Consider the following 25,632-nt stretch of genomic DNA (forward strand, 5'->3'; position numbering starts at 1 on the left):
TACCCCCTCTTTGCAGCGGGCAAGCTGTGGGCAGGGGGTGATCATATGCCAGAAGTCAAATGCAGCGTTGCCAACTGCGAATACTGGGCGCAAGGCAACAATTGCAATGCGAAAACGATCATGATTGAAGTCGACAAACATGCGGAAGTCGGGTACGATACTGAATTCGCGACGGATTTCGTTGATCATCAAGACCGTGCCACAAGCGTAAGAAACACCTGTTGTCACACCTTTGAGCCGAAGAAGTCCAAATCATCCTGACCCGGAAAGGACGAACGGATATGAAACGGAAGCTCGGAGGGAAGCCTGCAAAGCCTGACCGTAACGATGCCGCGCTGCAGCGCTACAAGCTGCAGCAGGTTACTCGCGAATCGGGGGGGAGCGTTCACGAGGAATTTGCCGCAGAGGCGGGCATTTATCCTCCTTCCGGTGCGCCTGTTTCCGTAAGGGAACGGACGGAAGACCGGGCGGTACGTACGACAAGTGAGAGTCAGGCGCCGGAGCGATCGGGTACTGCGTACCGCTGGCTCGGTTTGACGGCGATCATGCTCGCCGTCTTGTCGCTGTTCGCGTTCCCGGCGCTGCTCGGCAGTACAGCCGCTGTGCTGGGGCTGTTCGCTTACTCTGTCGGACAGCGTGCACTCGGCGGCTGGGCGCTTGCAATCGGATTGATATCGCTGGCTGGGTATTTCATCCTCGTACCGCTGTACGCATGACTTCGGGAGAAACGAAGCAGGCCGCCTTCGGCCTGCTTTACATTTTTAGGGTAGAACCTGTACTCGAAAGAGTGTACAATAGATCTATGATCTCTTATACGTAAGGAGCATTCACCATCATGTCCATGAACATCGGATCCTTGGATCCGCGCACGATCAAGGAACTGCTGCAGCTGCAAACGATAAATAAAGCCGGCTTGCTTTCCTCGAATCCGGCAGGCTCCGACGGGAGCGACGGCGATTTCGCCGAGTTGCTCGAGGGGCTGATGGCGACTCAGGCTGCCCGGCAAAATGCGGCTAAAGCCTCGGGAGCCGCGCTAACCTCGGCCGCGTCATCGGCTATGTCCAAATCGCCGCTTTTCGCGAATGGGACGTTCGGTTCGTCAGGAGCGTATTGGCAGGAGCAATTGGCCCCAAGCCAACCTACGGATTTCGAGCCTATCATTCAAGAAGCGAGTCAGAAGTTCGGCGTGCGGCCGAGCATGATCAAGGCTGTCATTGAAGCGGAATCTTCATTCAATCCTCGCGCTGTTTCCCAGGCGGGGGCGAAGGGCCTGATGCAGCTGATGGATTCGACGGGCGCGGACCTCGGGGTTACGAACGCTTTCGATCCAGCGCAGAACATTGCCGGCGGTACGCAATATTTGTCCGATCTGCTCATGAAATACAACGGCAATCAAGGTGTGGCGCTAGCCGCTTACAACGCCGGTCCCGGCCGTCTGGACCGGCTCGGCATACGCACCGATCAACAGTTGATGGACAAGCTGCATCTGCTCCCGAAGGAAACGCAAAACTATGTTCGCAAAGTGCGGCAGCTTCAAACTGCCTACGAGCTTTCTTAAAAGGTTGGGAAGGACCAATTTCCGTTTCCGGTGTACGGAGGCGCGAGGATTGGTCTTGTTTTTCGTTAGACGGCTAGTACTTATTGGAAGCGGAGGCTCATAGACTTGTTATATTTGGATTATGCGGCGACTGCGCCGATGCTGCCCGAAGTTATTGACACGATGACGGAAGTCATGAAAACCCATTACGGGAATCCGTCTTCGCTGCACCGCCTCGGTATCGACGCGCAGACGCTCGTCGCCCGCAGCCGGGAAACGATTGCGTCTGCGCTTCACTGTAAGGCTGCGGAAATTCGGTTTACGTCCGGCGGCACGGAAAGCAACAATTGGGCGATAAGAGGGGCCGCCTATCGTTACCGGCACCGCGGCACGCACTTGATCACGTCTCAAATCGAACACGACTCGGTTTACGCCACGTTCCGGCAGCTGGAACAAGAAGGGTTCCGCGTGACCTACGTGCCGGTCGACCGCACCGGCCGGATTGACATGGATGCGCTGCGCGCCGCATTGACCGACGATACGATTCTTGTAAGCGTCATGTATGTGAATAACGAAATGGGCCGCGTGCAGCCGATCCGGGAAATCGGAGAGCTGCTGCGTCCCCGCGTGAAGACGCTGTTCCACGTCGATGCGGTACAAGCTCTGGGCAAGCTGCAGGTGGTCCCGCAGGAATTGGGGGCCGACCTGCTTACCTGCGCGGCTCATAAGCTCGGCGGGCCGAAAGGAACGGGATTTCTGTACATCCGTTCCGGGGTGGAGCTGCAGCCCCTGCTGTATGGGGGAGGCCAGGAGCAAGGGCTGCGATCCGGCACCGAGAACGTGCCGGCGATCGTCGGCATGGCTAAGGCAGTCCGGATCGCCGTTCAGCAGCAGCCGCAGTTTGCGGCTCATACCGCGGAGCTGCGAACGAAGCTGGAGGCCGTAATCGGCTCCCATCCGGAGCTGACGCTTAGCGGAACGGACGAGCCTGGAGGCATGGCACCGCATCTGATTCACTTCACTTATCCGGGCATGAAATCGGAGGTGCTCGTTCACGCGCTTGAGCAGCGAGGCATCTTCGTCTCGGCGCGGTCGGCATGTTCGTCCTCCGTGGAGAAGCCCAGTCGCATATTGACAGCTATGGGGTATACGGACGCCGCTGCCCGCAGCGGTATCCGTCTAAGTTATTCATTGCAGCAAACGCTTGGGGATGTGGAGCGGTTCGACCGCATGCTTACCGAGGTGTTGAAAGCCGTTAAACCGCAGGTTACCGCACGTAGCCGGAAAGGACGAAACTAGATGAATCAAGCGCAACTGGCTGTGCTTCGCTACGGGGAATTGGTTTTGAAAGGAAAAAATAGGCACCGTTTTGAGAAAACGGTGTTCGAACAGGTGAAACGAGGGCTCAGGCCCTTTCCGGCGATCCGGTTCGAACGGGAATTCGGCCGGATCATGCTTCACTTGAACGGCGTGCCGTACGAAGATGTTTTGCCGCCGCTGAAGCGCGTGTTCGGGCTCGCTTCGATAAGTCCGGTGGTCAGCACCGAACTGGAGCTGGAGCGCATTCAAGAGGCGGCCGCCTCCATGATGGAGGCGCTGACGCCGCAGCCGGACACCTTCAAGGTGACCGTCCGCCGTGTTAACAAAAGCTTTCCGCACGATTCGCAGGCGATGAACCGTCTGGTCGGCGGGGCGGTGCTTCGCGCGCTGCCGGAGCTGAAGGTCGATGTGCATCGGCCCGACACGGAGCTGAAGGTGGAGCTTCGCGAAGAGGCGGCATGGCTGTACTGCCGCGTGGATCAGGGCGCGGGCGGCTTTCCGCTCGGCTCGAACGGACGGGCTGCGCTCATGTTGTCCGGCGGCATCGACAGTCCGGTAGCCGGGTATTTGGCTATGCGCCAAGGGCTGAAGGTGGAGGCCGTTCATTTTCACAGCTATCCGTACACCAGCGAGCAATCCCAGCAGAAGGTAAGAGACCTGGTGCGGCGGCTCGCTCCTTACGGCGGCTCGGTCAAGCTGCACATGGTGCCGTTCACCGAAGTGCAAACGCGTATTCATCAAGCGTACTCGCAAAACTTGCTGATTACATTGCTGCGGCGCGCCATGTTCCGGATTACCGAGAAGCTGGCCGAGGCCGGGGGCGCCGGAGCGATCATCACCGGTGAAAGCTTGGGGCAGGTCGCAAGCCAAACGCTGGCCAGCATGGACGCGATCGGCCGCGCCGTTCAGATGCCGGTGCTAAGGCCGCTCATTTGTATGGAAAAAAAGGAAATTATTAAAATCGCGGAAATGATCGATACTTTTCATATCTCGATATTGCCGCACGAAGATTGCTGCACGCTGTTTCTGCCGCCCAGTCCAAGCACCAATCCGAATTTGAACGTCATCCACAGCATCGAGCGCAACATGCCTTGGCTGGAGGAAGCGATCGAAGACGCGGTTCTCCGGACGGAAACAACCTGGATAGAAGCCGGCGATGAGCGGTTCGACCGCTTCGACGCCTTTTTCTAGCCGTAAGCTCACCTGTATATAGGGAAAGGGGGGGTATTCATGCTCTGGGACAATATCGTCTTGTTTCTGGAAATTATGCTGATCAATATCGTGCTGAGCGGAGACAACGCGGTAGTTATCGCGCTTGCCAGTAAAAATTTGCCTGTGGCCCAGCGCAAGCAAGCGATATGGTGGGGGGCATTCGGCGCCATCGCGCTGCGGGTTTTATTGACGCTAGCCGCCGTTTATGTGCTGGACATCCCTTACATTCAAGGAATCGGATCGCTGCTGCTGCTCTGGATCGCCATTAAGCTGCTGGTTGACGAAGATGGGCATTCGGACGTGAAGGAAGCATCCACGCTCGGCAAGGCGATCTCGACTATTATTTTGGCCGACTTCGTCATGAGCCTGGACAACGTACTGGCGATCGCGGCCAAGGCAAAGGGCGAAGTCGGCGTCATCATTTTAGGAATCGGGCTCAGCATTCCGATCATTATCTGGGGCAGCAACCTCGTGGTGACTTTGTTGAAAAAGTTTCCGGTGCTCGTATTTTTGGGAGCGGGCATTTTAGGATATACAGCGGGTGAAATGTTCATGGCGGACGAGCAAATTTCGCATCTCGTGCTCGGAGATATCCCGCATTACGTGCTGCCGACCGTCACAACGGTCATCGTAATCGTCAGCGGCGTGTTGAAGAAGCTGATCGTCAGGCCGAAGCATTCCTAGCTTCGTGTCGAAATGGCGAATGTTTACGGTGCGTAAATATCGGCGATTTCCTTGCCTTTTGCCGTAATCGCACGTATAATGGAAGATGGAATGATGCGTCGGCGCTTCTTGAGTCGACGCTTCTTTGTTGAACGGGCTTCGCAGGCCAAATTAGAAGAGAGGAATTAAAACCACCTATGCATGCCAGAGATAAAATTCGCAATATTGCTATTATTGCCCACGTCGATCACGGGAAAACGACGCTTGTCGACAAGCTTCTCCAGCAATCCGGTACGTTCCGGGACAATGAAGCGGTGCAGGAGAGAGCCATGGACTCCAATGACTTGGAGCGTGAGCGGGGCATTACCATTTTGGCTAAAAACACCGCCATCAGTTACAAAGACTACTTGATTAATATCGTGGATACGCCGGGCCACGCCGACTTCGGCGGCGAAGTGGAACGGATTATGAAGATGGTTGACGGCGTTCTGCTCGTTGTTGATGCGTTCGAAGGCACGATGCCGCAAACGAAGTTCGTGCTGCGCAAAGCGTTGGAGCAGCACTTGACGCCGATCGTCGTCGTGAACAAAATCGACCGTCCGAACGCCCGTCCGGCCGAAGTGGTAGACGAGGTGCTCGATTTGTTCATCGAGCTTGGCGCCGACGACGCGCAATTGGATTTCCCCGTCGCCTATGCGTCCGCTCTGATGGGAACGTCCAGCCTTGATCCGGATCCTGCTAAACAGGAAAACAACATGCAGGCCTTGTACGAAACGATCGTGAATCATATTCCGGCTCCGACGGAAAGCGTAGAAGAGCCGCTGCAATTTTTGGTCACGTTGATGGATTATAACGAGTACCTGGGCCGTATCGCCATCGGCCGGGTGAACCGCGGCGTCGTCCGCCAAGGTCAGCAGATCGCCGTCATCAACCGCGAAGGTCAAATTAAACAGGCGCGCGTGGAAAAGCTGTTCGGCTTCCAGGGGCTGAAACGTTTGGAGATCGAAGAAGCGGGTGCCGGTGATATCGTTGCGATTTCCGGTATTAAAGACATCAATATCGGCGAAACGCTGGCCGATCCGGCTAACCCTGAGGCGCTCCCGGTGCTGAAGATCGACGAGCCGACGCTGCAAATGACGTTCCTCGTCAACAACAGTCCGTTCGCCGGCCGTGAAGGGAAGCACGTCACGTCGAGGAAGCTGCGCGAACGGCTGATGAAAGAGTTGGAGACCGACGTCTCGCTGCGCGTTGAAGAAACCGACAGCCCGGATGCGTTCATCGTTTCCGGCCGCGGCGAGCTGCATCTCGGGATTCTGATTGAGAATATGCGTCGCGAAGGCTTCGAGCTTCAAGTATCGAAACCGGAAGTTATCATTAAAGAGATCGACGGCCAGAAGATGGAGCCGATCGAGCGCCTGATCATCGACGTGCCGGAAGACAGCATGGGTTCCGTTATGGAAAGTCTCGGTACGCGCAAAGCCGAGATGGTCAACATGATTAACAACGGCAACGGTAATGTGCGTCTGGAATTCCTGATTCCGGCCCGCGGATTGATCGGTTACCGCACCTATTTCCTGACGCTGACGCGCGGTTACGGCGTGATGAACCATGCGTTCGACAGCTACGGTCCTTACGCCGGCAGCGGCGTAGGCGGACGTCACGAAGGGGTACTCGTCTCCAGCGAGACGGGAACGTCGACCTTCTACGGCATGCTTTCCGTGGAAGACCGCGGCATCCTGTTTCTGGAGCCGGGCACGGAAGTCTATGAGGGCATGATCGTCGGCGAGCATAACCGCGATACCGACATCATCGTGAACATCTGTAAAGAGAAGCAGCTGACCAACGTTCGTTCCGCAACGAAAGAGGAGACCGTACGTCTGAAGACGCCGCGCATCCACTCGATGGAACAAGCACTGGAATATTTGAACGACGACGAGTATTGCGAGATTACGCCGAAATCGATTCGCTTGCGCAAGAAGATTTTGAACAAGAGCGAGCGCGAGCGCTTCGAGAAGCACCGCAAGATGGCGGAAAGCAGCGTCTAACTAACTATAGCTTCGTAACATTAAGCGGGGAAAGCTCTGAGCGATCAGAGCTTTCTTCATAACTATTCTATCCCTTTGGAACCGGAGGTGTCGGTACGTATGCTCGAATGGTTTAGGGCGCATCCTTGGATCGCTTACGTGCTTATATTCGTTCTTCTTACATACGTGTACAACAAAGTGTTTCGGGCGCGCAAGCTGCCTTTGCTGAAAGAAGCGGTCATTTATTTGCTGCTTGCGCTCGGCTCCTTGATGCTGTTGTTCTTTCAATTGGCGGGCTTGCCGATCATCTTGAGCTTATCGGTGGCCGTGGGCTTGATGCTGACGCTTCGCCTGCGTTATTTCGTACAGGAACGCATCAATAAGGGTAAACCCACTGATCCTGGCAAGGAGTGAAGTTCGCATGGCGACGTACTGGCTTGTGCCGCTGGAATGGAACGGCGAAACCGCGGTGTTCGGTGAGGAGAGATTCGAGCTGGCCCCGGCTGATAAACGCGACCGCTTTGTGCGTGCGCTGCAAGCGGTTCATCCGCGGCTGCTGCTGGCGTTCAAAGCCCATCTGCTTGTAGCTGACGAGGCGCTGGATGCTTGCGGCACGGATGATCTGCCGTTTGGCCTCGGATCTGCCGGGCCGTTTGTGCTGCGCAGCCTGGAGGCTTCGACGGCGACTGACGAGGAGCCTTCCGCGGGGTGGCCGCTTTCGCATTGCGCGGAAGCTTATTTATCGGGCCTGCCTTCGCCCGGAGAAGCAGCCCGTTTGTTAAGTCTAGCCGATCTCGAGCCGGGGACGGAAGAGTGGGCGGCCGCGATGCGAGCCTGGTTATTGCGGGGCGACCGGATCATTATGCTGAGAGAGGACGGAGTCGATCGATGAATTTGCAGGATACATTGTTTAACTGGCTGCAAATCAGCATCGTGGCCGAAGCACGTCCGGAGGACGGAGCGGCGCGCGAAACGAAAGATTTTTTCGAGCTCATCTTACGGGAGGACCATGCCTTGAGCCGGTTCTCTTATGAGGAGAACGACGATTTGTACCGCGTGGAGTACGAGCAGGACGGACAAACCCGCATGCAGCGGTACGACCGGGAATTGGCCGAGCAGCTGCTGACCGATATTAATTCGAATCCCAAATATAACGAATGACATAATTTCCGGACATTTAGATAAAATAAAGTATTCAAAAGTGAAGGGAGTGTCTGTTGCAACTATCGGTAGCTGTACCAATTTGCGTATGATATAATGGATGTAGCAATAGGAACTATTAACACAGGAGGGGACTCTATGGCGGAAACGATCACAGCACTATCCGAGCAACTGATCGAACATTTGCAGAAAGAAGCGCTCACCCTTTTGAGCACGATCGATCACGAAAGCGGTTCGCCGACCATGAATGCCATTTCATGGCTGTTCGCCAAGGATGCTTCCACGATTCGTTTCGCCGTGGATCAACGTTCTCGGCTCATAACGAATATGAAGGCCAATCCGCTGGTCACATTAACTTATATTGGTGCCGGTTCCGTCCATGCCATTTACGGCAAAGCGCGTCTGGTTACCGATGCTCTCGACGAGGTGCCATTCAAACTGGCCTGCTTCGATATTGAAGTAACGGAAGTTCGCGATGGGATGTTTTACGGAGCGCGCATTTCGGTTCAACCTGAATATGAGAAGACGTATGACAAGCGTGCCGCTGAGAAACTGGATACGCAAGTGTTCAGCGCCATGAAAAAAGCCTAGATCCGTTTTCGTTTCTAGGCTTTTTTGCACACGATTTTTTATTAAAGCGATGGGTTGGGGACTTGCGGATTGCCGCTGTTCTGCGGTTCGTTCGGTCGAATGGGGTCGACGTCGCGCGGTATCTGCGGAATGATTCGCCCGATGATCGCAGCCATTTCTTCTGCAAGCCCGTTAATGCCCCGGCCGTTTTGAAGTTGATTCCGGATTTTCTGTAAACGTTCGCCTAAATCCATATCTGCGGTTACGAAGGCATCGACGCCGTACGGATCTTTCTTTAATGCTTCCGCTACGGAAAGTTTGATGGTACCGACCCTTGACCGATCCATCCCCGGCGGCACATTGATGCCGACGATCGCCGTATTTCCGAACACGACGCAATTGGCGCTTTCTACATTCGGAACGCTGAGGGCGATTTGTTCCAGCCGCTTCGCTACCGTCTGCGGGTCAGTAATTTCTTTCTTCTGCGGTGCCGTTTGCTGGGCCTTGACCTGTTGGTTCGGATCAGCAGCTTGAGAGGTGGAAGCTCCATTCTTTGGTGATTGGTTACATCCTGCCAAAGTAGCGGACAACAACAAGATTGCCGCGACAAACATTTTCATTCGTCATCGATCCTTTCTCTGCAGCATCAGCTTTGGTTAGTTTGTCCTCACGGCCAAATTCCTATGTATCGCATAGAGCCAAACACCAGACCCGGGAGGGACTCACATGAAAAAAATTTATGTGTTGGATACGAATGTCCTGTTGCAGGATCCCAATGCGATTTACGCCTTTGAGGATAATGAAGTCATCATCCCTGCCATTGTATTGGAAGAAATTGACTCGAAGAAGCGAAACGCCGACGAGCTCGGGCGCAATTCCCGGCAAATTTCCAGGATGCTGGACGCGCTAAGGGCAAACGGCCATTTGTACGAAGGCATCGCCCTGCCGAGCGGCGGCAGCTTGAAGGTGGAGCTTAATCACAGAAGCTTTGCCAAGCTTCAGGAAGTGTTTGCGGATGCAAACAACGACAACCGCATTTTGGCGGTGGCGTTGAACTATCATCTGGAAGAGCAGGAGCGGTCTGAGCCGCGTCCGGTCATACTGGTTAGCAAGGACATGCTTGTGCGCATTAAAGCCGACGTTCTCGGCATCACGGCCCAGGACTACTTGACGGATCGGGTCGTGAATGTCGCTGACGATATTTACAGCGGTCACTTGACGCTTCATGTGCACCCGGCCATCATCGATGAGTTTTACACTTACCGTTCGCTGAGCGTTAATTCGTTGAACTTGACGTACCCGCTGCATCCGCACGAGTTCGTCATTCTGAAGGATGAGATGGGCACGAGCAAGTCGGCGCTGCTGAAGGTGAATGCCGACGGCCGTAAGCTCGAGCCGCTTTACATGAGCAATGATCCGATCTGGGGGATAGCGGCCCGCAACGCCCAACAACGGATGGCGCTCGAGCTGCTGCTCAACGACGATGTGCCGCTTGTGACGTTGACGGGTAAGGCCGGTACAGGGAAGACGCTGCTGACGCTTGCTGCGGGGCTTATGAAGGTGGAGGACGAGCGAAAGTACAAGAAGCTGCTGATCGCCCGCCCGGTTGTGCCGATGGGCAAGGACATCGGGTATTTGCCGGGGGAAAAGGATGAGAAGCTGCGGCCTTGGATGCAGCCGGTGTACGACAACCTCGAGTTTTTGTTTGATACGAAAAAGCCGGGCGACATCGATAAAATTCTCGCCGGCCTCGGCAGTATTCAGGTCGAAGCGCTGACCTATATCCGCGGCCGTTCGATCCCGGGGCAGTTTATTATTATCGACGAGGCGCAAAACTTGTCCAAACACGAGGTCAAAACGATCGTATCCCGTGTCGGCGAAGGCAGTAAAATCGTATTGCTCGGCGATCCGGAGCAGATCGACCATCCTTACCTGGACGCCTCGAGCAACGGCTTGACCTATGTTGTCGAGCGCTTCAAGGAGCAAAGCATCAGCGGTCACATCATGCTGGAGCGGGGCGAACGTTCGAACCTCGCACAGCTGGCGGCGGATTTGCTGTAAACTGAAGAGAGCCCTGGCCGAATCGGCCAGGGCTTTATTTGGCGTGGGGGGCAGGCTGTGGCCGATATCGCCACTGCACCGCGCAGCCGTAGGCTTCGGCGATGGCTTCAACCAGCCGGTCATGCTGCGCCTCGATGGCGAAGATCGTCCGGCCGTAATCGTCACCGGCGCCGTCTTTACCATCCGGGTCGAATGCTGCAGGCCAATCGGCGAGCACATGCTCGTCCAGCTGAGCGGCCGCCGAGGCGGGCTCGTAAGAACGCGACGCGGCTGGAGCGTGGGTGAGTTGAAACAGCGCCGCCATATCGGCGTAAAGATAAGGCTGCTGCTCCAAGCGGCTGACGAAGCCGAAGTCGGTGAAGGTGGGGCGAGCCTGCAGGCTCGCAGGCAGCAGGAGCAAATCGATCGGTTCGGCAGGAACGGCGTACTGCGTCATGACCGGTTCTGCCGCCGAGCGCTCTTCGGGGGAAGAGAAGATCAGCAGTTCCTTGTCCCGATCGAACAGCGACGTGCGTTCCGCCAACGCCTTGACGATTTGTGCGTAATAGCCGGCTCTTTTGCCTTCGGGCATATGCATGGCTAACGCATATTTCAACATGAAATCCATAGGAATCGGTCACCTCTCGGACAGATTAAAACAACAGTTTAAAAATAATCTTCAACTTGCCTTCCTCCAGCTTCACTTCGGTTACCTGCAAGTACGGCGCCAGTTTCTCCGGATAAATGCTCAGACCGATTTCCTTCTCCAGCGATTCCACCGTGGTGTCCGGCAGCAGAAAGCCGTTAAACTGCAGCTCATCGATACGGAAGCGAATATAAGGCTTTTTTGAACCCCCGGTTTCTTTCGTCGCCAGCATGTAGGTGCCCTTCACCGAAAGCTCGATGCCTTCGTGTGAGCCGGAAGCGATCACTTGATCCTGTAAAAAATGAAACGTTAAATTTTGAAACATCGTGTTCTTCGAACGCAAATAATCGTTGAGCTCGGCGTCCGTCAGCTGAAACGTGGAATGAAGGCCGTTATCGAACAGGCTGATTTTGTTGCTTTGTATGGCACCGTTTTTGCCCGACATGATTTCGGGCAAATCCTGCATCGCTCGGGCCAGCTCCCTAAAGTACGTCTTGAATTGGGGGAGGCCTTGCTCATACCACAACCGGTTGAGATCGAGCATCTGCTGCTGCAGGCTAACGGCCTGCACTTCTTGCGAAGCAAGCTGCCGGTCCACTTCATCCTGCAGCGCCACGAGCTTCGCGCGTTGTTCGATATAACGCTGCTTCGCCTGCTGCAGCGATGCGCTTGCCGCGTCCAGCGACTGCTTGATCTGCGACTGCTGCTTCCAGGCTTCCTGATGCCGGCCTAAGGCCAGTTTATCGTTGCGGATTATCATTTGCAAATATTCAAGCGTCGCCAAGCCGTCGGAGAACGAACGTGCGGCGAACAGCAGCGTCCACAGCGAATCCCGGTCTCCCATATAATAAGCGCGGATCACTTTGGCCGCATGCACGCGGGCCTCACGGGAAGCCGCTTCCGCGGACGCCAGATTGTTCTCCGCGGACGCGATTTGACTCTGCAGTTCCGTTTCCTGCGCTTCGATTCGTTGGAGCTCTTGGTCGATTTCGAAGATCGTCAATCCTTTTTGCAGCAGTTCCTTATTCGACGGTTGTCCGGTTTCCGCACTGTAAGCAGGATATAGAACCGGTATGTATACAACGGCCAAGAGCAGCCCCAGGAACGCCCATTTTCGCATCTTCACCCGCATGTCCCTCCAGTCCCTCTTAACTACAGATTATCATAGGAAGGGGAAAAAGATGACAACAAAATTTTGGAGCAGCCGGTTCGGCGGCCGATAGCTGCGCTAATAAAAATACCTTCCATGTAGACTTTTCGGCATTTATTTGCCGTGTCTGCATAGAAGGTACCCGTTCATAAGCCGGCGGTGCGGCACGTTCTTTTAGTTCGGAGAGGCTTTGGGCAGCAGGCGCAAAATCTCATCCGTATTCTTCAATAGCTTCGGCGTTTCTTTCTCGAACGTCTGCGGTTGATTGACGGCATCTATTCGATGCGTCCACTGGATGGCGTGGACTGCGCCGCCCTCTTTCAAGGTGAAACGAAGCTGTGCTTTCTGCTGGCGAATAAACCCTTGGCTATCGATCCAGGTCTCCAGCGAAGAAGGGGCTGTCACTTGCAGCGAACGGCTCGCTTCCTTCCATGCTTTCGCTTGCGCTTCGCCGATCAAGCCGCTGCTCAGCCATTCGTCGGCTATAGCGGGCAGAACGGCGGCCAAATAAGAAGCGGCTTGCTGCTTATTTTTATCCGTCACCAGCATGGAGATGTGTTTGGCCGTTTCTCCGCCCGCGAGCGGCTCATCGTTTCCGCTGGATTCAAGCCAGTCTGGGTTCGCGGCTTGCAGCAGCTTGCCGCTGACAGAGGCCGACATTCGGCCGGTGTTCTTCAGTCGATCGGCATTGGATCCAAGGGGCAGCATGAAAAATTCGTCCGTTTTGTTGACGGCTGGCATATGCAAGTACAATTTGTTATCTTTAAGTAAGATTGGAAGCTCCAGCCCGCTGTCTGCGCCCTTGGGCGTCAACTTGACGTCGGCTTCGAGTTGAACGGGTTCGTTAAGCGAAGCTATGCCGCTATAGGCGATCCGGCTTTCTTTAAAGACGGACAACAGGCCTGCGGTTAACGGTGGAGCGCCCTCGAACAGGGAGGCGTCGAGCTGCAGGTCAAGCTCGCCGGAGAATTGATAGCTTAACGCTTGCTCTTGCTTGGCGGCGGCTTGCTGCCACTCTTCTTTCAACTGCTGGCGGTCGGTACAGCCCGATACAAGCAGAACGGTAAGGCCAAACAACGCGGCGTATCGCGTGAAGCGAGAGATGGACATCTCATTCTGCCCCCTAGAATTGGATAGGATCATGTAGTAATCTCGATGAATATGGAAATGAGGTACCCGTATAATTATAACGATTCGGGTGCGCTTTGTCTGTAGTAAAATGGTTTGAGGCGGTGGGATCATGCATCAGGTTGAGACCGGACTTGCGGGGATCATTCGCAATAAGATTGCGGACAGCGAAGGCGGCTGGATCCCGTTCAGGGATTTTATGGAGATGGCCTTATACGATCCGAAGTATGGATATTATATGAAGGAACAAGAAAAAATCGGTCGATCCGGCGATTTTTACACAGCCTCCTCGGTCGGCGCTTTGCTAGGGGAATGCGTCGCGCACTATACGATAGGCGCGGCGAAGTCAATGGATCGAGGAGCGGCGCTGCAATTTGTTGAGTGGGGCGGGGGGGACGGCCGGTTTGCGCGGCAGTTTCTCGACGCATTGAAGGAAGCGGATGCCTCGGTGTACAGACAGGTGATGTATACAAGCGTCGAGGCGAGTCCGTACCACCGGCGGCTTCAAACGGAGGCGCTGGCCTCTCATGCCGGTCGCGTGCAATTCATAACGCCGGAAAGCTGGATGGCTGGAGGGACTTGGACGCAGGCGATCCTGTTCTCGAACGAGCTGCCGGACGCTTTTCCGGTTCATCGGCTTGTCCGGCGGGCGAAGGGCTGGATGGAGCTTGGCGTCCGTTACGACGGTGATACGTGCTCGTTCAAGGAAACGGAGCAGCCGGTAAGGAACGAAGAACTGTTGCGTTATATCGAGGCGGAAAATCTGCCGGAGCGGGAAGGTCAGCGGTTCGAAGCGAGTTTGGACTCGCTTCGCTGGTATGGACAGGCGGCCCGGCGGCTTGCCCCGGGATGCCGCGTGTTGACGATCGACTACGGTCATACGCGGGAAGAGCTGCATGCGGCGCATCGGATGAACGGGACGCTGCTTTGTTACCGCGGACATCAGGCGAGCGATACCCCGCTTGAGCATGTCGGCGAGCAGGATATTACGGCACATGTCAATTTCAGCGCTTTGATGGAGGCGGGCGAGGAAGCAGGGCTGGAAACGGTCGCGTACTTCACACAAAAGCAATTTTTGGTCGAGCACGGTATCCTTAACGGGCTGCAGGATCATGACGCCCGTGATCCGTTCTCCCCGGCGGCGCGGCGCAATCGGGCGATCCGTCAACTGCTGCTGTCGGACCGGATGAGCGAGCTGTTTAAAGTATTGATTCAACAAAAAAGGTGAGCCGCAGCTTAGATGCGGTTCACCTTTTTCAAATTCATTGCCGAGTCTGGGAGAGATTAAATGGACATTTTGAAGAATGACCAATACGTAACCCCTGAGAACGAGAGAATCATGTAGCCCCAGAAAAGCAATATGTAGGTGCGTTCGGACAGCTTCAAGTAACCGAGCAGTACGAAAATGGCCGTTTGGGCGAAAAAGAGAAGCGCCATCGGAATAAAGTCGCCGGCTAGAGCCATAAGCCCGATCGCCAGTGTCCAGAAACCGAGTACGCGAAACATGCGATCCATTGTGCATCCCCCTCTCTAAGCTCACAATTCAAAAACTAACATTACTATCCAACATTATAGCGAAAGCTGTCTAACGTGTAAACGCCCAATCGGTGACGAATTTAAGTCAATTTTACGATCGGTATATATATGTTAACCCTTTTGCAAGGAAACATGTATGACTGCTTGTAAAAATGGCAATACAAAATACTAGAAAAGTATTCTATGAACTCTACCATGGGCATAGAGATTAGGTAATGCAACATGTTCAGCACGACCATCATAGATGGATGAAACCCCAGGGGTTAGGAGGACTGCTTCAATGACCGCAATTCGACAAGATGCATGGAGCGATGAAGACGACTTAATTTTAGCGGAGGTGACATTGCGTCATATTCGTGAAGGAAGTACGCAGCTTTCCGCGTTTGAAGAAGTAGGGGAAAAAATAGGTAGAACCGCAGCGGCTTGCGGCTTTCGCTGGAATAGTTTCGTTCGTAAAAAGTATGAAGCGGCGATACAAATAGCGAAAGCGCAGCGTCAGAAGCGCAACCAGCAGCGCAAGCACGCGAATGCGTTCGCAACCGTATCCGGCGGCGTTGGGGTCATAACCGATTCGTCAAGCGTACGGACGGACGGAATCGTCGAAGAGCTTTCGATCGACGCAGTGATCCGCTTTTTACGGCAGTGGAAGGGCAGCTATCAAGAGATGGTGCGCCATTTGCGTCAGCTGGAGAAGGAATTGAACGACAAGCAGGATGAATTGGAGCGTTTGCGGAGCGAGAATGAGGAACTGAACAAGCAAGTTAGCGATGTTTCTACCGATTACCGGGTCGTGAACGACGATTATAAAGCGCTTATACAAATCATGGATCGGGCGCGGAAGCTGGCCTTTCTCGTGGAAGAAGACGAGGAGACGAAGGCGCGCTTTAAGATGGATGAGAATGGAAACCTGGAACGTATTGAATGATAATGTCTGACTGCGAGAAAACGAAGCCTCCTCTTGGTATGCCGGATCATGGTGCCGGAACCGAACGGAGGTTTTTGTGCTTTCGGCAGAGCGGACCTGATGCGGGGCGAGAACCTTCGACCGGACCTGGCTTTTATGGTAGAGTTGGGAGAAGAAGTTCGAGAAACCCGATAAGGAAGTGACGTTCGTTTGGGTCGATACACCATTGTTGGCGCAGGAGCGCTCGGGATATTGTTTGCCGCTAAATTGACGGCCGGGGGTTACAGGACCGAGCTGGTCGTGCGGCGGGAGGAACAACGACAGCGGCTGGCGCAAGAGGGGATCACGCTGGGCCGCGAAGGTGAAGCGCCGCTTCGCGTCTTCCTGGACGTGACCCGGATCGATGAGCCGGATGCAGGCAGCCGCGGCGTCGCAGAAGCGCCTGAGCTGCATTATATCGTCCTGACCGTTAAACAGACGGACATCACCGTTCAGCTGGCCGAGAACCTGAGAAGCCGTATGGGGCCGATGTCGTGGGTCGTTTGCTTGCAGAACGGAATCGGCCACGCCGAGACGCTGGCGACGCATATCCCGGCCGGCCGGCTGCTTCTAGCCGTTACGACCGAAGCCGCGCTGAAGCGGTCGGATACCGCGGCAGACCATACCGGTCAAGGCGAAACCTGGGCAGGGCCTTGGACGCCGGATTCATCCCGATTTCAGGATGTGTCGGGGACGGAGCGTTCATTAATGGAAATAACACAAAAAAATCTGGCAAAAGAGCTCGAATCGGCAGGATTTCGTACCTTTCTGTCGAATGACATCACTAGCCGCATTTGGCAAAAACTGCTGATCAATGCCGTCGTTAATCCGTTGACTGCTATTCTGCACGTGCGCAACGGCGAACTTTTGCAAACTTCCGGGCTGCAGGATTACATGCGCGATTTGCTGGCGGAAGGCGAGAAGGTTGCCGCCGCGCTGGGAATTCAGTTGGAATCAGGACTCTGGGAGCGTCTGCTTCAAGTTTGCAGGCTAACGGCGACTAACCGTTCATCTATGCTGCAGGACATACTGGCCGGAAGGCGGACGGAGATCGAAGCCATTAACGGAAGCCTGATCCGGAAGGGTGAGGACCTCGGGCTTGACATGACGGTTCACAAGAGCGTCTATCGACTTGTGAAGGCGTTGGAGGAGCGGAATTCGGCAAACGGCTGAACCATTTCGTTCGAATCGGGTGATGTCATGAATGTACTGATCGGTTGGCTTCATCAGCTCTATATGCTGCTTGCTCTTGTTCCTTTCGTAGCTTTTTTCATCGTCTGGACGATTGCCTATTGGGTCAGCCGGGATAAGCGGAAGGCCACGCACCTTAGTATGGACATCACAACGCTGTTTCTTATCGGATCCGTCGCCTTCATGAGCCGCAATTTGTTCGGTTCCGGGATGCTGTCGTGGACGATCGTGCTTCTGTTTCTGGTTGCCGCGGGTTTGCTCGGAAATTTACAAAACCGCCTCAAGGGCCGGATCGATATGATGAAGATCGCCCGTACGCTGGGAAGATTCGGGTTCCTTGTGCTAACGGCTTGTTACGTATTGCTGCTTGTAGTGGGAATAGGAAAGTATATGTTTGAGCCTTAGGAGGAGAAGACGTTTGAACGTACATAATTTGATGGAGGATGTTGTGAAAGCGTGTCTAAAAGATTTAATGCTGCACCAAGAGCAATTGTCCGCTTTGGACGAGAAGTCCCAGAGCGACATTATGGCAATCGCGCTGAATCGGCTGCCCGCGAAGTACGTCTCAACCGCTAGGGGCGAAGTGATTGCCAAGGCCCAGATGGGGATGCAGGCCGAAACCGACGTTTACCGCGAATTGTCCTATGCGATCGATAAGGTGTTGAACTCGGTGCGCAAGTTGGATTTATCTTAAATGTTGCGAATAAAATAGTACCTGATTTGAGAGCCTATGACATAGGCTCTTTTTTTTCAGGAAACAGGGAAGCTGCCGCGTTTTTTTGTGCGGCTACATCATCTAATAATTGACCAATGTTAAATAATAGTACTAGAATTTATTGACCAATGGATGTATAATTTCTATCTGGCAACGGTTACAGCTATTTACAATTGGAAAGATAATAAATTCAATGAATAAATACAGGATAATATTACTTTGGTGGGAATTCTGTACTAGTTCAGAATTAACATATAATTACATATTTGAGGAGGAGGATGTCTATGAAGTTGAATAAACTTCTAGTCTTGGCGACTGTAACGGCCGTGCTTGGCGCTACGGTTGCGGGTTGTTCAGGCAATGCCAACAATGACCAAGCGGGGGGTGCTGCAACAGAACCCGGAAAAGCGTCGGTGCAAGAAATTCGAATCAATTTATCGGCCGAACCGCCAGCTTTAGATAGCTCGATTGCTACGACAAACCCGACCTTCACGATCATCAATGCGATCAATGAAGGTTTGTATCGTCTTAACGGGGAAGGCAAGCCGGAGCCGGCGCTAGCTAAAGAGCTGCCGAGCATTTCTCCGGACGGTCTGGTGTACACGATCACGCTGCGTGACGGTTTGAAATGGGCAGACGGCTCGCCGCTGACCGCAAATGACTTCGTGTGGGCCTACCAACGCACCCTGGATCCGGCCACGAAAGCGAAATACGCATCGATGCTTGCCTGGATTAAAGGCGGAACAGCTTTGAATACAGCGAATCCGGAAGAAGTCGAAGCCAGGAAAGCGGAGCTCGGCGTGAAGGCGAAGGACGATAGAACGCTTGAAATCACCTTGGAGCGTCCGGTCGCGTTCTTCACCGATCAATTGTCCATGCCGATCTTCTTCCCGCAGAAAGCGGACTTCGTGAAAACGCAAGGCGACAAATACGGCGCGGATGCGGACAAGGTGATCGGCGCAGGTCCGTTCAAGCTGGAAAAGTGGGATCATGAGCAGCAGCTCGTCATGGTCAAAAACGAAAATTATTGGGACGCCGCTAACGTGAGGTTGACCAAAGTTACCGTTAACGTCGTCAAAGACCCGAATACGGCTCTGAATATGTTTGAGACGGATCAAGTTGACCTGACGGAACTTAAAGGCGATCAATTCCAAATGTATCAGGGCAAGCCGGAATTGACGCTGAAAAAGGAATTTGTTACCAGCTATATCATGTTCCATAACAACAAAGTGCCGGCGTTTGCTAACGCAAAAATACGTAAAGCGCTCGGCATGGCCGTAGACCGCAAAGCGTTGAATGAAGTTGTGCTTGGCGGCGCCTCGATCCCTTCCACCGGTTTGGTGCCGGGAACAGTGATGGACGGCAACAAGCAGGAGTTCCGTAAAGTAGCGGGCGATACGCAGTTTGCGTACGACGTGGCAGCTGCGAAGGCGCTGCTTGCCGAAGGTTTGCAGGAACTGAACATGACGTCATTGCCGAAGTTCAAGCTGACTTCCGACGATACGGAAACGGCTAAGAAAACGATCGAGTTTGTTCAAGCGCAATGGAAACAAAATCTGGGAGTCGAAGTGGACGGCGAACCGCTGCCATTCGCACTTCGCGTGAAAAATATGCAGGAGAACAACTTTGACGCGTTGATCGCTTTGTGGGGCGCGGACTATAACGACCCGATGACGTTCCTTAACATGTGGATGTCCGATAACAAGTCTTTTAACTACGTGCAGTACAACAGCAAAGCTTACGATGATCTGGTCAAAGCGGCCGACAAAGAGGTTGACTTGGCGAAACGTTCCCAAATGCTCGTTGACGCCGAGAAAATGTTGATGAACGACGCACCGGTCGCCCCGCTCTACTTCCGTACGCGTCCGTACGCGAAGAAAGTGAATGTCGACGGTTTGATTCTGCCGGCGATGTCCAAAGAGTGGGAATTAAAATGGGTTTCTATCAAGTAATTTTATATTAATCGAGGCTGATTCGATGCAAGAGGGGGCCGTTCTGCTTATGAAGAACGGCCTCGATTTTTCTTTTGGACCGCTGGCGACAGGTAAGGACGGCGGTTGCGCGGAACTGCTTCGCAAACATAGTCCCTGGTGTTGTCTACTATGCTTGCGAAGCAGTTCGGCTGATTCGGCCGCGCTGTGCGCAATTGTTTTTTTACTAGTTTAGGAGGTGTGCCATGCTTCGTTACTTGCTACGACGTCTGGTGTATATGGTGGTAACCTTATGGCTCATTGTGACATTCACATTCGTGTTGATGAAAAATTTGCCGGGGGACCCGTTTGGCGAAGACTCGCAGAAAATGACCGTTGAGCAGCGTCAGATCCTGTATGCCCAATACGGTCTCGACCAGCCGATCTGGAATCAGTACCTCAAATATATGAACAACGTCATTCACGGCGATCTAGGTGTTTCGTTCCAGTTTCCTACGCGTAAAGTGACGGATATTATTCAACAAGCATTCCCGGCCTCGCTCGAGCTTGGATTGTGGGCGCTGCTGATCGCTATTGTCGTCGGTCTTATTCTCGGTATTGTTGCATCGTTAAATCATAACAAGGGGCTGGACGTGGCGGCGATGTTTACGGCTATCGTCGGGATTTCGATTCCTTCCTTCGTGCTCGGACCTCTGCTCTCCTATTTCGTTGGCGTGAAGCTCGGCTGGCTGCCGCCGGGCATGTGGACAGGGCCTTCGTCCAGGGTACTGCCCGCCATCGCGTTATCGTTCGGTACCATTGCCATCCTGGCGCGGCTTATGCGAACGTCGATGCTCGACGTGCTGAATCAAGACTACATTAAGACGGCGCGGGCCAAAGGATTATCCTCGCCTTCGATTGTGGTGAAGCATACGGTCCGGAATGCGATTTTGCCGGTCATTACGGTGCTCGGTCCCGTATTCGTTAACCTGATTACAGGTACGCTGGTCGTGGAGCAAATTTTTGTAGTGCCGGGTCTCGGCAAGCATTTCGTCCAGTCGATTTATTCCAATGACTACACGATGATTACGGGTTTGACGATTTTCTATGCGTTTATTCTCGTCGTGGTGCTGTTTATTACCGATGTGCTCTATGGGCTTGTCGATCCGCGGATACGCTTGGCGAAGGGAGGAAGCAAATGATGGAAATATCCAAAGATCTGTTCCAGCCGGTCGGCAAGGAAGAAGTGAACCGGGAAACGATCGTTCGTCCGTCGATGACGAATTGGCAGGACGCTTGGCGGCGGTTGAAAAAAAACAAGCTCGCCATGTTCGGCTTGATCACGCTCATCCTTCTGACGCTTCTGTCGATCTTCGGTCCGATTTTGTCCAAATTCGACTATGCGACGCAAAACTATGATATTAAAAACATGGGGCCTTCGGCCGTCCACTGGTTCGGCACGGACGACTTCGGACGGGATTTGTGGGTTCGGGTATGGTGGGGTACGAGGATCTCGCTTGCGATCGGAATTACGGCCGCGCTGCTCGACCTCGTGTTCGGGGTCATTTACGGCGGAATCTCCGCTTACTACGGGGGCCGCGTCGATGATATTATGCAGCGGTTCATCGAAATTATTTATTCGATCCCATTTCTGTTGATTTCCATTTTGTTGATTATCGTGATCGGACCGGGCTTCAAGACGATTATCATTGCCTATGCCATCACCGGCTGGGTGCCTATGGCGAGGCTTGTGCGCGGTCAAGTTTTACAATTGAAGGAACAGGAATACGTGCTTGCGGCTCGTACCCTCGGCGCCGGGGGCGCGCGCATTATTATGAAGCATTTGGTGCCGAACGCGCTCGGTTTGATTATTGTACAAATTACGTTCATCGTCCCTTCGGCGATTTTCGTTGAAGCGTTCCTCAGTTTTATCGGACTTGGCATCCGGGTTCCGTTGGCATCGTTAGGTTCGCTGTTGTCCGACGGCGCGAATTCGATTCGCTTGTATCCGCATCGGGTTATTTTCCCGACGCTGCTGTTCAGTTTGATCCTGATGAGCTTCAACCTGCTCGGCGATGGCCTGCGGGATGCCCTTGATCCGAAGATGCGCAAATAAGCAGTCAGTTATTCGGAGGTGACAATTCATGAGTAAACCGATATTGGAAGTTAAGGATTTGCGGGTTTCGTTCCGCACCTACGCCGGCGAAGTACAAGCTGTGCGGGGCGTATCCTTTCATTTAGATAAAGGCGAAGTATTGGCGATCGTAGGCGAATCCGGGTGCGGGAAATCCGTGACGGCACAAACGATCATGCGGCTGATTCCTTCGCCGCCGAGCTGGATTAAAGGCGGTTCGATCTTGTTTGACGGCAAGACGGAAATTACCAGCTGTTCAAATTCGCAGATGGAGAGCATCCGCGGTTCGGAGATGGGGATGATTTTCCAGGATCCGATGACGTCGCTGAATCCGACGATGACAATCGGCAAGCAAATAACAGAAGGCCTGATCAAGCATCAAGGCTTGAGCCGTGACGCCGCTAACGCGCGAGCGGTTGAAATCCTGAAGCTGGTCGGCATTTCCAATCCGGAAGGCCGGATTCACCAATATCCGCACGAACTCTCCGGCGGCATGCGGCAGCGCGTGATGATTGCGATCGCGCTGGCGTGCAATCCGAAGCTGCTGATCGCGGATGAACCGACGACGGCGCTTGACGTGACGATTCAGGCGCAGATCATCGACTTGATGAAGAAGCTGTCGGAGCAAACGGAAGCGTCCATCATCGTCATTACGCACGACCTTGGCGTCGTCGCGGAGATGGCGCAGCGCGTCGTCGTCATGTATGCGGGCAAAGTGGTGGAGCAAGGTACCGTCGATGAAATTTTCTATCAATCGAGACATCCATACACATGGGGGCTGCTCCGTTCGGTACCGCGCCTGGATCAGGACAAGGATAGCGATCTGATTCCGATTCCGGGCACGCCGCCGGATCTGTTCGCACCGCCCAAGGGCTGTGCTTTCGCAGCGCGCTGCCCTTATGCGATGAAAGTATGTCTGGAGAACGATCCGGAGCAGACCCCGCTCTCCGAAACGCATGCGGCCGCCTGTTGGCTGCTGCATCCGGACGCGCCGAAGGTCGAACGTCCGCTAGAAACGGGAGGTGTCTCGCGATGAGTAAGCCGCAGCCTTTATTGGAAGTTCGCGATTTGAAGAAGCATTTTCACCTGGGCAGCGGCAAAACGTTGAAAGCCGTCGACGGCTTGAATTTCGCCATCGAGCGCGGCGAGACGTTCGGACTCGTCGGCGAATCCGGTTGCGGCAAGTCGACGGCCGGCCGCACGATCATCCGGCTCTATGAAGCGACCGGCGGCGAGGTGCTCTTTAACGGAGAGAACGTTCACGGCCTTCGCGGCCGCAAGCAGCAGGAGTTTCGCCGTCACATGCAGATGGTGTTCCAAGATCCGTACGCTTCGTTGAATCCGCGGATGACCGTCGGCAACATTATCGCTGAGGGAATCGACATTCACGGGCTGTACACGGGCAAGCAGCGCAAGGCTCGCGTATCCGAGCTGCTGCAAGCCGTCGGCTTGAACGAAGAACACGCAAACCGGTTCCCGCACGAGTTTTCGGGCGGTCAGCGCCAGCGGATCGGCATTGCCCGGGCGCTCGCGATCGAGCCGCAGTTCATCATTGCGGACGAGCCGATATCGGCGCTGGACGTGTCTGTACAAGCGCAAGTCGTCAACCTGTTTAAGAAGCTGCAGAAGGAACGCGGTCTGACCTACTTGTTCATTGCGCACGACTTGGCGATGGTCAAGCACATCTCCGATCGCATCGGCGTGATGTACTTGGGCAAACTGGTCGAGGTGACGACGGCGGAGGAGCTGTACGCGAACCCGCTGCACCCGTACACGCAATCGCTGCTGTCGGCGATCCCGATTCCGGATCCCGAAGTTGAGCGTACGCGCGAGCGCATCATTCTGCAGGGTGAGATTCCGAGCCCGCTCAACCCGCCCAGCGGCTGTCCGTTCCGGACCCGCTGTCCGATGGCGATGCCGGAATGCGCAGCGGTGATGCCGGAATTCAAAGAAGTGAAGCCGGGACACTTTACCGCTTGCCATCTTTATTAACAGCTTACGAGAAGCCCCTTGCTCTTTGGGGGCTTTTTTTGTTAACATCAGTAGGAATGAGTTGTCAATACGAGTTCGACTCCATACAGAGGAAAGGGCGGCGGGAGCTTTGCGTTTGGAAACAGTGGAATGGCGAACCGGCCAGCCTTTGACCGACGATTACATAAATCGCTCCGAGAAGGCAAGCGGACTTTACGATTACGACCCTTGGTCGAAGGGGGCGTGGAGCGCGCGCGCGGACTGGTTAGACCGTGAACGGCCGTTCGGTGCAGATCGCGAAGGGCTTGCCGAAGCTTTGCGGGCTTTCAATCGCAAGGCCGGCAACGCTCCCGAGGCGTTGCAAGGGATCGAATCGCTGCGCGATGCACGCACGTTGTGCGTGGTAGGAGGGCAGCAGGCGAGTTTGTTTACGGGGCCGCTGATGGTCGTTTATAAGGCGATCACCATTATACAGGCGGCGAGGCAATCGGCTGAAGCGTTGAACCGGCCGGTTGTGCCGGTATTTTGGATTGCCGGGGAAGATCACGATTTCGACGAAGTGAATCACACCTATTTCTTGTCGGCCGATTTGCGGGTTGAGAAAATGAAGGTGGAGCGTCCGGACGATCGGCGTACGTCGGTCAGCCAAACCTTACTTAGCCGCGAACAATGGGAATCGGCTCTGGCGCAGCTCGATGCATCGTTGATGCCTACCGAGTTTAAGGAAGGCGTGCTGGCGGAATTCCGTTCGGCGGCGGAGTCTTCGGACACATTGGTGGATGGGTTCGCGAAGCTGCTGGCAGGCTTGTTCGGCAAGTACGGGCTTGTGCTGCTGGATTCGGACGATCCTGCGCTGCGCCGGCTGGAGGGACCGATGTTCCATACGTTGATCGAACGTTCGTCTGCGATCGGCGAGGCGCTGCTGCGCAATCGGGCACGCTTGCAGGAGCTTGGATACGAGCCTCAGGCGGACGGGAGCGAGAATAGTCTGAACTTGTTCGTGTTCGACGAGCGGGGCGAGCGGACGCTGCTGTTTGCAGATGCGTCAGGTCAGTGCTATACGGATCGTAAAGGCGAGCGCCGGTTTTCGAAGGAGCAGCTGCTCGACTGGGCGCAGACTGCGCCGGAACGGCTCAGCAACAACGTGATGACGAGGCCGCTCATGCAGGATTACTTGCTGCCGGTGCTCGGCACGGTGCTCGGCCCCGCGGAGATCGCCTACTGGGGGTTGACGCAGCAAGCGTTCCATACGCTTGGCATGCGTATGCCGATTTTGTGGCCGCGTCTTGGCTTCACGATTGTGGAAGGGACCGCTCAGAAGAATATGCAGAAGCTCGGGCTGACCTTGGACGACGTCAGGTTCCGTCTGGAGGAACGGCGTCAGGCTTGGCTGGAAGCGCAAGACCGCTGGCAGCTGAAGGATCGTTTTGCCGACGTCAAGAACAAGTTCCGGGAGCTGTACGAGCCGATCGTGTCGTCGGTCGCCGAGATCAATCCGGGCCTGCAAAAGCTGGGTGAAACGAATTTAGGCAAAATTTTGGAGCAAATCGACTTCTTCGGGCAAAAGGCGGAAGACGGCCTCCGTTCGCAGAACGAATCGGGCTTGCGCCAGTTCGCGCGGATCGGTCAATCCGTCCTGCCGTCCGGCAAGCTGCAGGAGCGGGTATTCAATATCTCCGCGTATTTGAACAAGTACGGCAGCGCCTGGCTGGACGAATTGGTGCAAACCCCGCATGAAATTGACGGCAAGCACCGCATCTGTTATATGTAATTCATTTCAT

The 25,632-nt window shown here is 54.5% G+C and carries 28 protein-coding genes; 23 read left to right on the plus strand and 5 right to left on the minus strand.

Going from position 1 to position 25,632, the window contains the following annotated elements; genetic code table 11:
* Nucleotides 1-45: 45 nt before the first annotated feature.
* The 11 genes from JMF85_RS13635 to JMF85_RS13685 all read left to right on the plus strand — a co-directional run bounded on the left by JMF85_RS13635 (nucleotide 46) and on the right by JMF85_RS13685 (nucleotide 8,508).
* Complete coding sequence (locus tag JMF85_RS13635; protein WP_054797353.1) at nucleotides 46-261, plus strand: DUF1540 domain-containing protein; 216 nt, start codon at nucleotides 46-48, stop codon at nucleotides 259-261.
* Between the two features lie 20 nt (nucleotides 262-281).
* Nucleotides 282-716, plus strand: a complete 435-nt coding sequence (locus JMF85_RS13640) for a hypothetical protein (RefSeq protein ID WP_201318386.1) — start codon at nucleotides 282-284, stop codon at nucleotides 714-716.
* A 119-nt stretch (nucleotides 717-835) separates the two neighbouring features.
* Nucleotides 836-1,558, plus strand: a complete 723-nt coding sequence (locus JMF85_RS13645; protein WP_054800014.1) for a lytic transglycosylase domain-containing protein — start codon at nucleotides 836-838, stop codon at nucleotides 1,556-1,558.
* 105 nt (nucleotides 1,559-1,663) lie between these two features.
* Entirely contained in the window at nucleotides 1,664-2,836 is a 1,173-nt protein-coding gene (locus tag JMF85_RS13650) for a cysteine desulfurase family protein (RefSeq protein WP_236595855.1), read from the plus strand.
* Nucleotides 2,837-4,048, plus strand: a complete 1,212-nt coding sequence (gene thiI, locus JMF85_RS13655; RefSeq protein WP_141333774.1) for a tRNA uracil 4-sulfurtransferase ThiI — start codon at nucleotides 2,837-2,839, stop codon at nucleotides 4,046-4,048.
* 39 nt (nucleotides 4,049-4,087) lie between these two features.
* A complete protein-coding gene (locus JMF85_RS13660; protein WP_127608512.1) occupies nucleotides 4,088-4,753 on the plus strand; it encodes a TerC family protein in 666 nt (221 codons plus the stop codon).
* Between the two features lie 176 nt (nucleotides 4,754-4,929).
* A complete protein-coding gene (typA, locus tag JMF85_RS13665; RefSeq protein WP_127608513.1) occupies nucleotides 4,930-6,777 on the plus strand; it encodes a translational GTPase TypA in 1,848 nt (615 codons plus the stop codon).
* Between the two features lie 99 nt (nucleotides 6,778-6,876).
* Entirely contained in the window at nucleotides 6,877-7,170 is a 294-nt protein-coding gene (locus tag JMF85_RS13670) for a YlaH-like family protein (RefSeq protein WP_054797357.1), read from the plus strand.
* Between the two features lie 7 nt (nucleotides 7,171-7,177).
* Nucleotides 7,178-7,648 carry a hypothetical protein gene (locus JMF85_RS13675; RefSeq protein WP_201318387.1) on the plus strand — a complete coding sequence of 157 codons (471 nt, stop codon included), beginning with the start codon at nucleotides 7,178-7,180 and terminating at the stop codon, nucleotides 7,646-7,648.
* Nucleotides 7,645-7,917 carry a hypothetical protein gene (locus JMF85_RS13680; RefSeq protein ID WP_127608514.1) on the plus strand — a complete coding sequence of 91 codons (273 nt, stop codon included), beginning with the start codon at nucleotides 7,645-7,647 and terminating at the stop codon, nucleotides 7,915-7,917. The genes JMF85_RS13675 and JMF85_RS13680 overlap by 4 nt, the downstream gene beginning before the upstream one ends.
* 138 nt (nucleotides 7,918-8,055) lie before the next feature.
* The gene (locus JMF85_RS13685) at nucleotides 8,056-8,508 is read left to right on the plus strand and encodes a pyridoxamine 5'-phosphate oxidase family protein (protein WP_054797359.1); all 453 of its coding nucleotides are present in this window, start codon (nucleotides 8,056-8,058) and stop codon (nucleotides 8,506-8,508) included.
* Nucleotides 8,509-8,549: 41 nt separating this feature from the next.
* On the opposite strand, the gene JMF85_RS13690 is transcribed toward JMF85_RS13685, so the two are convergent.
* Complete coding sequence (locus JMF85_RS13690) at nucleotides 8,550-9,107, minus strand: YhcN/YlaJ family sporulation lipoprotein (RefSeq protein ID WP_141333771.1); 558 nt, start codon at nucleotides 9,105-9,107, stop codon at nucleotides 8,550-8,552.
* Between the two features lie 106 nt (nucleotides 9,108-9,213).
* Here JMF85_RS13690 and JMF85_RS13695 point away from each other — a divergent pair, with 106 nt between their 5' ends.
* A complete protein-coding gene (locus JMF85_RS13695; protein WP_127608515.1) occupies nucleotides 9,214-10,548 on the plus strand; it encodes a PhoH family protein in 1,335 nt (444 codons plus the stop codon).
* Nucleotides 10,549-10,582: 34 nt separating this feature from the next.
* Here JMF85_RS13695 and JMF85_RS13700 read toward each other — a convergent pair whose 3' ends face one another.
* The 3 genes from JMF85_RS13700 to JMF85_RS13710 all read right to left on the minus strand — a co-directional run bounded on the left by JMF85_RS13700 (nucleotide 10,583) and on the right by JMF85_RS13710 (nucleotide 13,433).
* Nucleotides 10,583-11,155 carry a hypothetical protein gene (locus JMF85_RS13700; RefSeq protein ID WP_054797361.1) on the minus strand — a complete coding sequence of 191 codons (573 nt, stop codon included), beginning with the start codon at nucleotides 11,153-11,155 and terminating at the stop codon, nucleotides 10,583-10,585.
* A 25-nt stretch (nucleotides 11,156-11,180) separates the two neighbouring features.
* A complete protein-coding gene (locus JMF85_RS13705; protein WP_127608516.1) occupies nucleotides 11,181-12,305 on the minus strand; it encodes a hypothetical protein in 1,125 nt (374 codons plus the stop codon).
* Nucleotides 12,306-12,497: 192 nt separating this feature from the next.
* On the minus strand, nucleotides 12,498-13,433 hold the full coding sequence (locus JMF85_RS13710; RefSeq protein ID WP_127608517.1) for a hypothetical protein: 936 nt from the start codon (nucleotides 13,431-13,433) through the stop codon (nucleotides 12,498-12,500).
* Nucleotides 13,434-13,563: 130 nt separating this feature from the next.
* Here JMF85_RS13710 and JMF85_RS13715 point away from each other — a divergent pair, with 130 nt between their 5' ends.
* Nucleotides 13,564-14,679 carry a class I SAM-dependent methyltransferase gene (locus tag JMF85_RS13715; RefSeq protein WP_201318388.1) on the plus strand — a complete coding sequence of 372 codons (1,116 nt, stop codon included), beginning with the start codon at nucleotides 13,564-13,566 and terminating at the stop codon, nucleotides 14,677-14,679.
* 56 nt (nucleotides 14,680-14,735) lie between these two features.
* Here the strand turns inward: JMF85_RS13715 and JMF85_RS13720 are convergent, their stop codons facing one another.
* The gene (locus JMF85_RS13720) at nucleotides 14,736-14,966 is read right to left on the minus strand and encodes a DUF2626 domain-containing protein (RefSeq protein ID WP_054800017.1); all 231 of its coding nucleotides are present in this window, start codon (nucleotides 14,964-14,966) and stop codon (nucleotides 14,736-14,738) included.
* A gap of 301 nt (nucleotides 14,967-15,267) precedes the next feature.
* Between JMF85_RS13720 and JMF85_RS13725 the strand changes: the two genes are divergently transcribed.
* The 10 genes from JMF85_RS13725 (at nucleotide 15,268) to bshC (ending at nucleotide 25,622) form a co-directional block, all read left to right on the plus strand.
* Nucleotides 15,268-15,912, plus strand: a complete 645-nt coding sequence (locus JMF85_RS13725; RefSeq protein WP_141333767.1) for an RsfA family transcriptional regulator — start codon at nucleotides 15,268-15,270, stop codon at nucleotides 15,910-15,912.
* A gap of 189 nt (nucleotides 15,913-16,101) precedes the next feature.
* A complete protein-coding gene (locus tag JMF85_RS13730; RefSeq protein WP_201318389.1) occupies nucleotides 16,102-17,103 on the plus strand; it encodes a ketopantoate reductase family protein in 1,002 nt (333 codons plus the stop codon).
* A gap of 27 nt (nucleotides 17,104-17,130) precedes the next feature.
* Nucleotides 17,131-17,526 (plus strand): DUF3397 domain-containing protein, encoded by a 396-nt coding sequence (locus JMF85_RS13735; protein WP_127608521.1) that lies wholly within the window; start codon nucleotides 17,131-17,133, stop codon nucleotides 17,524-17,526.
* Nucleotides 17,527-17,539: 13 nt separating this feature from the next.
* Complete coding sequence (locus JMF85_RS13740; RefSeq protein WP_054797364.1) at nucleotides 17,540-17,815, plus strand: late competence development ComFB family protein; 276 nt, start codon at nucleotides 17,540-17,542, stop codon at nucleotides 17,813-17,815.
* Between the two features lie 305 nt (nucleotides 17,816-18,120).
* Nucleotides 18,121-19,788: a peptide ABC transporter substrate-binding protein gene (locus JMF85_RS13745; RefSeq protein ID WP_201318390.1), complete on the plus strand. Its 1,668-nt coding sequence runs from the start codon at nucleotides 18,121-18,123 to the stop codon at nucleotides 19,786-19,788.
* A 224-nt stretch (nucleotides 19,789-20,012) separates the two neighbouring features.
* Nucleotides 20,013-20,948: an ABC transporter permease gene (locus JMF85_RS13750; RefSeq protein ID WP_141333764.1), complete on the plus strand. Its 936-nt coding sequence runs from the start codon at nucleotides 20,013-20,015 to the stop codon at nucleotides 20,946-20,948.
* A complete protein-coding gene (locus JMF85_RS13755; protein ID WP_127608524.1) occupies nucleotides 20,948-21,862 on the plus strand; it encodes an ABC transporter permease in 915 nt (304 codons plus the stop codon). The genes JMF85_RS13750 and JMF85_RS13755 overlap by 1 nt, the downstream gene beginning before the upstream one ends.
* 28 nt (nucleotides 21,863-21,890) lie before the next feature.
* Entirely contained in the window at nucleotides 21,891-22,916 is a 1,026-nt protein-coding gene (locus JMF85_RS13760; RefSeq protein ID WP_054797365.1) for an ABC transporter ATP-binding protein, read from the plus strand.
* Complete coding sequence (locus tag JMF85_RS13765) at nucleotides 22,913-23,872, plus strand: ABC transporter ATP-binding protein (RefSeq protein WP_127608525.1); 960 nt, start codon at nucleotides 22,913-22,915, stop codon at nucleotides 23,870-23,872. The genes JMF85_RS13760 and JMF85_RS13765 overlap by 4 nt, the downstream gene beginning before the upstream one ends.
* Nucleotides 23,873-23,996: 124 nt before the next feature.
* A complete protein-coding gene (gene bshC / locus JMF85_RS13770) occupies nucleotides 23,997-25,622 on the plus strand; it encodes a bacillithiol biosynthesis cysteine-adding enzyme BshC (RefSeq protein ID WP_236595857.1) in 1,626 nt (541 codons plus the stop codon).
* The last annotated feature ends 10 nt before the right edge of the window (nucleotides 25,623-25,632 follow it).

Source organism: Paenibacillus sp. EPM92, assembly GCF_016586185.1.
Lineage (GTDB): Bacteria > Bacillota > Bacilli > Paenibacillales > NBRC-103111 > Paenibacillus_G > Paenibacillus_G validus.